Source organism: Mesorhizobium sp. ORS 3428, from assembly GCF_001854785.1.
Lineage (GTDB): Bacteria > Pseudomonadota > Alphaproteobacteria > Rhizobiales > Rhizobiaceae > Mesorhizobium.
In genome coordinates this window covers 21739-31168 of record NZ_MDFL01000158.1, presented here as the reverse complement: position 1 = coordinate 31168, position 9430 = coordinate 21739, and the positions used below count along the sequence as shown (strand labels likewise).

General features: G+C 58.3%; 6 protein-coding genes and 4 pseudogenes. 2 read left to right on the top strand and 8 right to left on the bottom strand.

Translation table 11 applies throughout. The annotated features are described in order from the left end of the window. Positions 1 to 462: pseudogene (locus ORS3428_RS26465) on the bottom strand (helix-turn-helix domain-containing protein); the annotation flags it as partial. Between the two features lie 522 nt (positions 463 to 984). Between ORS3428_RS26465 and ORS3428_RS33595 the strand changes: the two are divergent. Continuing rightward, a pseudogene (locus tag ORS3428_RS33595) lies at positions 985 to 1120 on the top strand (IS256 family transposase); the annotation flags it as partial. A gap of 68 nt (positions 1121 to 1188) precedes the next feature. Here ORS3428_RS33595 and ORS3428_RS26460 read toward each other — a convergent pair. Continuing rightward, positions 1189 to 1443: a hypothetical protein gene (locus ORS3428_RS26460; protein ID WP_071101229.1), complete on the bottom strand. Its 255-nt coding sequence runs from the start codon at positions 1441 to 1443 to the stop codon at positions 1189 to 1191. A 512-nt stretch (positions 1444 to 1955) separates the two neighbouring features. Here ORS3428_RS26460 and ORS3428_RS26455 point away from each other — a divergent pair. Beyond that, positions 1956 to 3551: an ABC transporter substrate-binding protein gene (locus tag ORS3428_RS26455; protein WP_071101228.1), complete on the top strand. Its 1596-nt coding sequence runs from the start codon at positions 1956 to 1958 to the stop codon at positions 3549 to 3551. 24 nt (positions 3552 to 3575) lie between these two features. Here ORS3428_RS26455 and ORS3428_RS34145 read toward each other — a convergent pair. The 6 genes and pseudogenes from ORS3428_RS34145 to ORS3428_RS26425 form a co-directional block, all read right to left on the bottom strand. Continuing rightward, a pseudogene (locus ORS3428_RS34145) lies at positions 3576 to 3678 on the bottom strand (IS66-like element accessory protein TnpA); the annotation flags it as partial. Between the two features lie 336 nt (positions 3679 to 4014). Then, positions 4015 to 5349: pseudogene (locus tag ORS3428_RS26450) on the bottom strand (IS5 family transposase). A gap of 234 nt (positions 5350 to 5583) precedes the next feature. After that, the gene (locus tag ORS3428_RS26445) at positions 5584 to 6585 is read right to left on the bottom strand and encodes an ABC transporter ATP-binding protein (RefSeq protein WP_071101227.1); all 1002 of its coding nucleotides are present in this window, start codon (positions 6583 to 6585) and stop codon (positions 5584 to 5586) included. Then, positions 6582 to 7595, bottom strand: coding sequence for an ABC transporter ATP-binding protein (locus tag ORS3428_RS31890; RefSeq protein ID WP_083355309.1), 1014 nt, complete (start codon positions 7593 to 7595; stop codon positions 6582 to 6584). Before ORS3428_RS31890 ends, ORS3428_RS26445 begins: the two co-directional genes overlap by 4 nt. Further along, positions 7592 to 8485: an ABC transporter permease gene (locus tag ORS3428_RS26430; protein ID WP_083355308.1), complete on the bottom strand. Its 894-nt coding sequence runs from the start codon at positions 8483 to 8485 to the stop codon at positions 7592 to 7594. Before ORS3428_RS26430 ends, ORS3428_RS31890 begins: the two co-directional genes overlap by 4 nt. A gap of 1 nt (position 8486) precedes the next feature. Next, the gene (locus ORS3428_RS26425) at positions 8487 to 9425 is read right to left on the bottom strand and encodes an ABC transporter permease (RefSeq protein WP_071101224.1); all 939 of its coding nucleotides are present in this window, start codon (positions 9423 to 9425) and stop codon (positions 8487 to 8489) included. Positions 9426 to 9430 lie beyond the last annotated feature (5 nt).

Genomic DNA, 9430 nt, shown 5'->3' with positions numbered 1-9430 from the left:
GTCGTACAACGTCTGGCGGCTGACGCCTACTTTTTGAGCCACCTCGCGTGCACTCTCACGCCTGGAGCACATATCGATCACGGCCGCTCGCTTCTGTCGTTCCGACCGCGGCGGGGCGGTTACGATCCTGCCAACAACGCGCCGCCTGGCATCAGGATCATACTCATCAATCCAGGCCGAGAGCAGTTGACGGCAAGGATAACCAAGTGCCTTCCTGGTCCATGTCAAGCAGCGGCCATGGCTCAGATAGTGCTCGACAGCGACCTGCTTCTGTTCATCCGAATACCGCGTTTTGGCGCGTACATAGCTCGCTGACAAGTCGCGATGCCGTTCGTATTGGCGGTACCAATGCTTGAGTGCATTCTTCGTCGGATAGCCGAGCTGACGAATGGTGGCACCCACCCGGTTACCAAGTTTGATATAGAGCTGCACGGCCCTCAGGCGGTCTTCGTACGAATACATGAACTATCTCCTCGTAGTCCAAGAATTCGTCCGCACCTCCAGTGCTGATTGGCGAGAAAGGGAGTCCTCGCCCACTGGACGGATAGCGATCATCGCTGCGATCCATCCACCGCGCCATCTCTAGCAGCTGTGCACTCGTTGACGGTGTATACAGAAACTTCCTTGTCCAAAAACTTGACTGTTCGCCGTCCGTCATTCTTCCTTGTAGCCGGCCGTAACTGTCCAGTTCGCCCGGTCGCTATGGCTGGTAGAGCCTTGCGGGCGCGCACCGGCCCGAGGGTCGGGTCAATGCCGAGAAATAGATCGGCCATCTCCTCTTCACTGGTGTGTCGGCGCRGGAGTCCAGAATTCGCAGGTAAATTTAAATCCTGAAATGCTGCCTGTCATAGCCCGTGAGTTCTCCGATCAGGGAACTTCGTCGCTCACATGCACCGTTAGGTGCATTTAGTTTTCGCCTCCAAAGCAGTCGGGAGCCGGCGGGACGCGACACCTACCGATCCTCGCTCTCGACGCAAGGGTCCTCCCCAAGCCGAAAGCTGCCTGCGCTTGGCCAGGGCCTGGCCGTCGAGACCAACGAAACTGGATGGAGGCCAACCACTACATCAACATGGACGACCTGCGCGAGTACAAGGATCTCGCTCTGCGCCAAGCCGCTTGACCAACACCATGGCCGCCCCTTTTGCAGAGCTTGACGCACACAGCCTCTTCTATGGCATTTGCTCTGGCTCAGCGCGGCGGCAGCGGGATCGAAGAACTCTGGAGGAAGACCGTCTCCGGCTTAGTTGAGTCAAAAAGGTCTGTGCCCTGTGACGCAAATGCAAAAAGCAAGCCGACCAGCGGAGTCGTGATCAGTAGGGCGGTAATCGTATAGCATTTCTCTTCCAACGAGCCCTCAGGCGCGGAATGCTTATCTGACTCATAACAGGGCATATTCATCCTGTAGAACGGCGTTACCTCACGACTGGAGAAGCCTTTCATCATCGCGCTGCCTCAGGTTTCTTGTCAAGCAGGTTCACCCCTTGACGTAGGCAGATGAGTTGACCAATTCGCACCAAAGAGTGTCGATCCAAAGCGAGTCCCATGCGAGATCGGGATAAAACGGGCAGCATGATTGTACAAGTCGCTTAAATCTGAGAATTCCGCCAGCGCCTGAATGGCCCTCACCCTGATTTATAGCTTCGCGCGCTTTGCCCAAGGGGCCGGCATAAACGGTATTTAAGACGAGCGAAATCTTTTGYGCGTTATCAAGGCTATTGGAGGTGCGTATCATGAGGCGTGTAAGTTAGGAAGGCATTCTCGGACGGCGGATTTTAGTGCGGGCCGCTCGACGCGTTTGTCGCCAAACGCCAGTCAAGCCTTGCCAAGGTCCATGGCTTTGCAGAGGAAAAGCGGAAACGCTGGCGCGCGCCGCTTTAGATGTCAGCAGCGTTCCACATTGGATGTATCGCAACGAAACCAGCACCGCTTGAAAGAAAACTCATCAGGGCGTGGATATGAAGACGAATATTACTCGGATCGTTAGCCGTCGAACCCTCTTCAAAGCTGGTGCCGCGCTTGGCGGGGGTATCATCGCCTCGGGTATGCCGCTCACCCGGGCCATTTGGGCTGCCGACGGCAAGGTGCTAAACGCGCGTGCCAATGCCGATCTTACCAAATTAGATCCCGCTTTCGTTGTAACAGACGCGGAAGTGGACGTCATGCACTGTATCTATTCGAAGCTCACGCGTTATAAGTCAGGATCTGATTGGGGCTGGGAGCTAGAGGCGGCGGAAAAGATCGAGCAAGTGGACCCAACACATGTCCGCTTCCGCCTCAAGAAGGGCATCAAGTTCACCGGCGGCCACGGCGAAATGACGGCCAGGGACGTCAAGTTCTCTTTCGAGCGCGTGATAAAACTCAATTCACCCATGAAGCCACATTGGGGGCTRCTCGATCGCGTCRAGTTGGAGGACGAATATACGGGCGTCATTGTATTCAAGGCCCCTGATGCAGCTGTGTGGCTCGTTCCACTACCCCACGCGGCAGGTCAAATCGTTTCTGAGGATGCCGTGCTGCGGACCAATAAGGAGGGCGGTGATTTCGGGATGGAGCCACCAGCGTTCTCCGGTCCCTACGTGCTGGCCGATTGGAAGCCGAATCAATATACCATTCTCACTCGGAACCCGGATTGGTCTGGCCCAAGGCCCGGCTTTGACGAAATCCGCATCCTACCTATTCCCGACGTTAAGGCGGCTGAACGCGCTTATCAGGCGGGCGATGTCGATTTCACCAGCATCAGTGTCGAATCGCTTGCTACTTTCAGGAGCAATCCGCCCCCCCCTGATAGCGAGATAGTACAAAAGCCCTCGACCGGTTACGTCTGGGTCGGCATAAATATGGATCATCCAAAACTCAGGGATATCAACGTCCGGAAAGCGATCCAATGGGCTATCAACGTCCCGCAGATTCTAAGTGTTGYGTACGCTGGCCAAGCGGTCCTGGCGACCGGTACCGTTCCCCCCGGAGTTGTCGGACATAGGGAGAAGGCGCTCATCCCGCCGGAAGGCGATCTYGAGAAGGCCAAGGAGTTCATGGAAAAGGCCRGCGTCAGCGATCTGACCTTGAGCATCGACTGTTTGAACGATAGCACTTCGTCGACCATAGCCCAGACAGTTCAGGCCCAATTGTCGCAGATCGGTATCTCCTTGGAGGTRCAACCTCGGGATTCCACTTCGTTCTGGACGCTCGGAATGGAATCAGAAGGCGACCAGTGGAAGGATATGCAGCTATTCGTCATGAGTTTCACCGGACTCCCAGACCCGTCTGAGTACGTAACCTGGTTCACCCAGGCTCAGGTTGGCGTCTGGAACTGGCAACGCTTCCGCAACCAACGTTATGACGAACTCAACGTCAAGGGGCTTTCCATCGCCGACCCGATTGAGCGTGGAAAAATCTACGAGGAGATGCAGGACCTCATGGAGGAATCCGGGGATTTCCGATTCCTGACCCACGGGGCCACTCCCGTCGAGTATCGCACGACGAAAATACAGGCGGCAATGCGCCCGGACGGAACCCCATTATATCTCGAATGCAAGCCAGTTTCGGGTTGAGCGACATCAGCGGTTGGTTTCGGCCTCAAACCTCTCCTCGACAATCTGCAGCTTTTGCTCGGTTGTCCATCGCCGGCGAGGGACGTCGCCTGCGATCACTTTCGAGGCGTCGATACTCGTTGGACATAAGCCTATCCTCAAGCCTGTGCTTGAGCCTTTCTGCTTATGCCGATTGTCCGGTCGAATGGGGGGCAGTTCACCTCCCAATTTCATGGACGTTTATAGTGTTTCGGCGTGCAAGATTGCCCCAGGGCGGGGTCGACGTCCAATTCTAACGGCTTGTTAGCCAGTTCTGCGATCATCCGCTAGGTATTTGAGCGGATGGAGAGGGGGGAAGTTGTCACCGCATGAGATCCGATGAGACGGCGTTTCCCTACGAATTCGTCCGTGAAGAATGCGACTTCTCAGCATCAGTCGCGGAAGGGCGCACCGTTGGAGCGGCTATACTAACTGAGCTGCGGCGTCAGGCTATTCGCGGCCGGAGGGGCGGCGTTGCTGTGGTTGCGAGCATCGCCAGGATGAAGGCGCACAAAAGCCCCAGCCAGTTGAGCAGGAGGCCGAAGTTGTAGCCGACGGCGGCGAGCACGGCGTTGTTGGCGTCGCCTTGGGCGAAGGCCAGGAAGTTGCGGCCCATGCGATGGTCGGTTTTGAGATGGCCGATGACTGGCTCGACGGCGGCCCGCCGTCGCAGCGCCCGCTTGACGGTCTTGGTGAGGCCGCGCCTGTAGTCTTCGGGGCGTTGTGGCCACGATAGCCGGCATCGGTGACGACCTTGGAGAGGTTGACGCCGATCGTCTCCTCGATCGCTGGGAGGATGGTGGCCAGCGTGTGGCCGTCGTAGGGATTGCCGGGCAGCGCCTTGACGTGGGCGACGAACTGGCCGCCGCGGCTGCGCTTGAGGGTTGTGGCGACCGAGACCTTGACACCGAACTCATAGGGCTTGTGAGCTTTGCCCTTGCCGATGCACTCCACCTCCGGAGCGTGCAGGGAGTAGACCTTGCGGCCCCGCTCGCGCTGGCGCTGGTCCCTGACACGGCGGGCAAGCGACAATGACAGGCCGAAGACCTGCATCAGGCCCGGCTGCCCGGCGATCTTGCGGGCGATGTCGCGGATCACCGCGCCCAGCATGGTGCGCARCCGCTTGAGCTGCCGGTTGGCGCGCTTGAATTGCTTGGCGTGGGCATAGCGCTGGTGCTTGATCAGCGCGAACTTGCCCACCCGCGCATAGGACTGGCGCAGCACGACGCCATGCTTCTTGGCCAGCTTGACCAGCCGCTCGCGGGCCCGCTGCATCAGCTTGGCGTCGGTCGGGAAGGTGATGGCCTTTTCCTGCACGGTGGTGTCGACGATCACCGCGCAGAAGTCGGCCGGCTTGGCCGCGCCCAGCCGGGTCGCCGCCGCCAGGCTCTCCTGCAGCAGCGCCATCAGCCGCTCCTCGCCCATGCGCAGACGCCAGCGCGTCAGCGACGTGCGGTCGAAGACCAGGCGGTGCTGGAAGAACTCCTCGCCGCAGAACATCTGGTAATAGGGGTTCTCCAGCCAGCGCTCGCACAAGCCTTCATCGGACAGGTTGTGCATCGACTTCAGGATGGCCAAGCCCGCCATCAACCGGGTCGGCAGCGGCGGCCGGCCAGGGCCGTCGTCATAGACCTCRCCAAGCCGCTCTTCGAGAAAGCGAGAAAGCGCCAGTCGATCGCCRCCGCCAGCTTCACCAGCGCATGATCCATGTTGAGAATCTGATCGAGCGAGCCCGCAACAGGTCGGTCTGGCCGCCGTCTCGTCGTTCCTTTGGCCGCATCGCGTGCTCCCTCGCGTCAAACCAGCCGAATCACGCGTACAGGCACCATTACAATTTGCCAGAAATCGCCCCCTAAGGCCACGATTTCCGGCAAACTAAAACCCAAAATCAGGGGAAAATCATAAATTGAATCAGAGCCTTCCGTGTTCTTCACGGACGACTACGAACGCGAGGCAGCCGAAGCCGGAGATCGTGCCCGGGGCAGGAACAGAACGCGATCATATGCGCTTGCGCTCACCCCGTTAGATTCGGGCTTATCGGGAAATGGCATCTGAAGCGGTGCCCCGGGTCCTGCAGGCTGACTGAGGAGGGGGGAGCGACGTGACCACAGATGTTGTCTCGAGCGTACCGACAGCGGGTGTGGAACTCGCAGCCGGATGGTCGGTTCATCACGCTTGGCACTTCGCCCTTGAGCTCAATCCTGTTGAGCACTGCGTCCGGATCGGGCTCGGGATTGGCCGCAAGCAGCGCTTCGGTATAAGGATGGCTTGGCTGGTGGAAAATACTCTGGGTCGCGCCGACTTCAATGAGGCGGCCGAGATACATGATCGCCATGCGATCGGTTATGTGGCGCACTACATTAAGGTTGTGCGTGATTATCAGGATCGCGATGCCCAGTTCATCCTGCAGGCGCGTGAGAAGGTTTAGTACCTCGCCTTGCACCGAAACATCCAAGCCGGCGGTCGGCTCATCGGCGATGATCAAGTCCGGATTAAGCGCAAGGGCGCGCGCCACGCTGACACGCCTGGCTTGGCCGCCGGAGAGTTGATGAGGATAGCGACCAACAAAATCGGCCGGCAAGCCCACCATCCGCAGCAGGCGCATCGCTTCGGCTCCTAAATCGCGATCCTTCATTCCATGGATGCGGAAAGACTCGGTCAAGAGCGACCGCACCGTCAGCCTGGGCGAAAGTGAACCGATCGGATCCTGGAACGTCATCGCCATGCGCCGCATGTAGGGCTTGCGTTCTACCGCGCTGAGTTGCGTGAGTTCCTGACCATCGAAGCTGATGCTGCCGCTCACCGCGCGCTGCAGGCCAATCAACGTGCGAGCGACAGTGGATTTTCCGGAGCCGCTTTCGCCGACAAGGCCCAGCGTCTCGCCCCTGTGGATTTCAAACGAAACACCGCACACCGCGTCTATGAAAGGCGCTTTCGTCCTAGTTGCAAGCGCTTTGAGCGGTCCCATCGTGCGGAAGCGGACGCAGAGGTCCCGAACACTGAGAAGGGCGCTCATCCCGAAACCAGCCGATTTTCTTCGAGCAGATGGCATCGTGCGGTCYGCCCTACGCTGATGGGCTGATCGACCGGCGTTTCCTGAAGAMAGCGATCATACGCCTGTGGGCATCGCACACTGAAGATGCACCCCTTTTTCAAGCCGAGGAGGCTTGGCACCTCGCCGGAAATGGTCGGCAATGTACGTGTGGTTCGTTTAAGCCTCCCCGGGTCGCACTCAAGCAGGGCGCGTGTGTAGGGATGACCGGGATTGCGAAATATGCTGCGGACATCGCCTTGTTCGACGACTTCGCCGGCATACATGACGACGACCCGGTCGCACAACTCAGCCACAGCTCCAAGATGATGGGATACGAAAAGGACGGAGCAGCCGATCTCCCTTTGGAGATCTTTGAGCAGATGAATGATCTGGACTTCAAGTGTAGCATCGAGCGCAGTCGTCGGCTCGTCGGCGATGAGGAGCGCGGGTCTTACAAGCAGCGCCATGGCAATACATATCCGCTGACGCATGCCGCCGGAAAAGTGGTGCGGATAGGCGCCGATCCGGGTTTGGGGATCGGGAATTCCGACCCGGTGTAGCATGTCTATCGCACGGGCACGCTTTTCACTCCGGCTTTTTTGCGCGTGGTGCTGGATGTCGACCATCTGGTTCCCGATCGTCCGCACAGGATTGAGCGCAGTCATCGGATCTTGAAAAACCATGGAAAGTCGATCGCCAAGAAGGCTACGCCGCGGCTGAGCTGGCATGTTCAGCAGGTCTCGCCCTTCAAACAGGATCTCGCCACCTGTCACATCAGCATTTTCAGAAAGCAGRCCCATCACTGTATACGCGAGTGTCGACTTTCCGGATCCGCTTTCGCCGACGATGCCGACCACCTCTGCGGCCGCGACATTAAGCGACACGTTTCGCAGTGCATGGATGCGCCCTTCTGGTGTCCCGAAGTCGAGATTGAGGTGCCGTATATCCAGGAGGGGTGAGGTCGCCTGCGATGACTGATCGTGTCGTATCATAGATCTTTCCGCAACTTTGGATCAAACATGTCGCGTAGCGCCTCGCCCAGGAATGTGAAGCCCAACGTTGCGAGGACGATCGGAATACCACCGCCAACCACAAGCCACGGCGTCTGCTGGATGTAATTGTAGCCGTCGTTGAGGATTGCTCCCCAATCGGGCGTGGGCGGACGTACGCCCAAACCGAGGAAGCTCAGACCGGCCTCCACGGCGATGACCGCAGGCACGTCCATGCTCACGAGGATGAGAAGCGGGCCAATGACGTTAGGCAGTACGTGCACTGCAAGGATGCGGGTCGTGCCAGCGCCCAGGGTGCGTTCTGCGGCGATGTATTCACTGTTGCGAAGCGCCTCTGTCTGGGTCCTCACCACGCGCGCATAGATAGGCATAGAGGTGATTKCTATGACAAAAATCACGCTCGCTAGGCTGGGTCCAAGCAACCCGATGACCGCCAATGCGAAGATAATGYCGGGAAAGGAGCGGATCGTATCGAATAAAAGAAGAAGCAAATTGTCCAGCCACCTCGGTCCGAAGCCCGCAATCAAACCAAGCACGAGGCCCGCTGCCAACGAACTGCCAAGTGAGGCGAAGGCGACAAGCAGTGGGACGCGGCCGCCCATCATGACGCGCGAGAATGTGTCGCGACCCAGTTGATCAGTGCCCAGAAGAAAAAGCCATGAGGGGTCCGCCAAACGAGGCCCCACCATGATGCGGATCGGATCATGTGTAATGATGAGCGGGGCGAAGATCGCGCTGGCGAATACGATCGCGACGAGGACGGCGCCCAGAACGCCAAGACGGTTTTTGCGCAATCGCCGTGCCACCTTGCGAAAGCTCCCGGGGGGTAGCTCCGGGCTGGTTTCCCCGCGGATTGCTTCGAGGCTCGCCATGCTAAAGTTTCTCGCGGGTTCGAGGATCAAGAGCGGCCGCAATCAGATCGGACACCGTTGTCGCGAAGACAATGAGAACCGTCGTGACAAGCACCGCCCCTATTACGACTGCATAGTTACGGGTGTTGACCGCCTGCACAATCAAGGCACCGATGCCCGGCCTAGCGAAAACCACTTCGATAAAGACAGCTGTCGACAGCAACCACGCTATGCCCACGCCGAGGATCGTCACTGTCGGCAAAATTGCAAGCGGTAGCGCGTAGCGCGAAACAATGCGCCACTCTGAAATGCCGAAGGAACGGGCCATTCGCACATGGTTTTCACTCAAGGTCTCCATCATGGAAGCCCGTACCAGTCGGGAGATATACCCAACCCAGCCGATCCCGACGGCGAAAGCTGGCAGAATGAGATGGACAAGACCGTCAAAAAAGCCCTCTCCGGCTCCTACTGCTGGTAACCAATGGAGAGTGACTGCRAAGATCAGGAGCGCATAGACAGCCACGACGAAAGACGGAATTGCGATCGCGGCGACCGCCATGATCCCGAGGATCTGGTCCACGATGGAGTTAGGCCTCATGGCCGAGTAACAACCGAGCGGCACGGCAATCGCCACCGCCCACGAGATGGAGACGAAGATTAGTTCGATGGTGTAAGGAAGTTGCTCGAAAATTATATCGGCAACAGGACGTCGACTCGACATATCAAAACCAAGATTGCCTTGGAGCAGCCCCTCGAAGAAGATGACAATCTGCACGGCAAGCGGCTTATCCAGCCCCATTTCCCGATGAAGCTGTTCTATCATTTCAGGCGTGGCGCGGGGACCCAGCAGAGCAACGGCTGGGTCRCCAGGCACCGCATGGATCATCATGAACACAAGCGTCACCGCGATTATCGTAATTGCCAGCGCGAGGAGAACGCGTTTCAGTAGATAGATCCACACGGTCC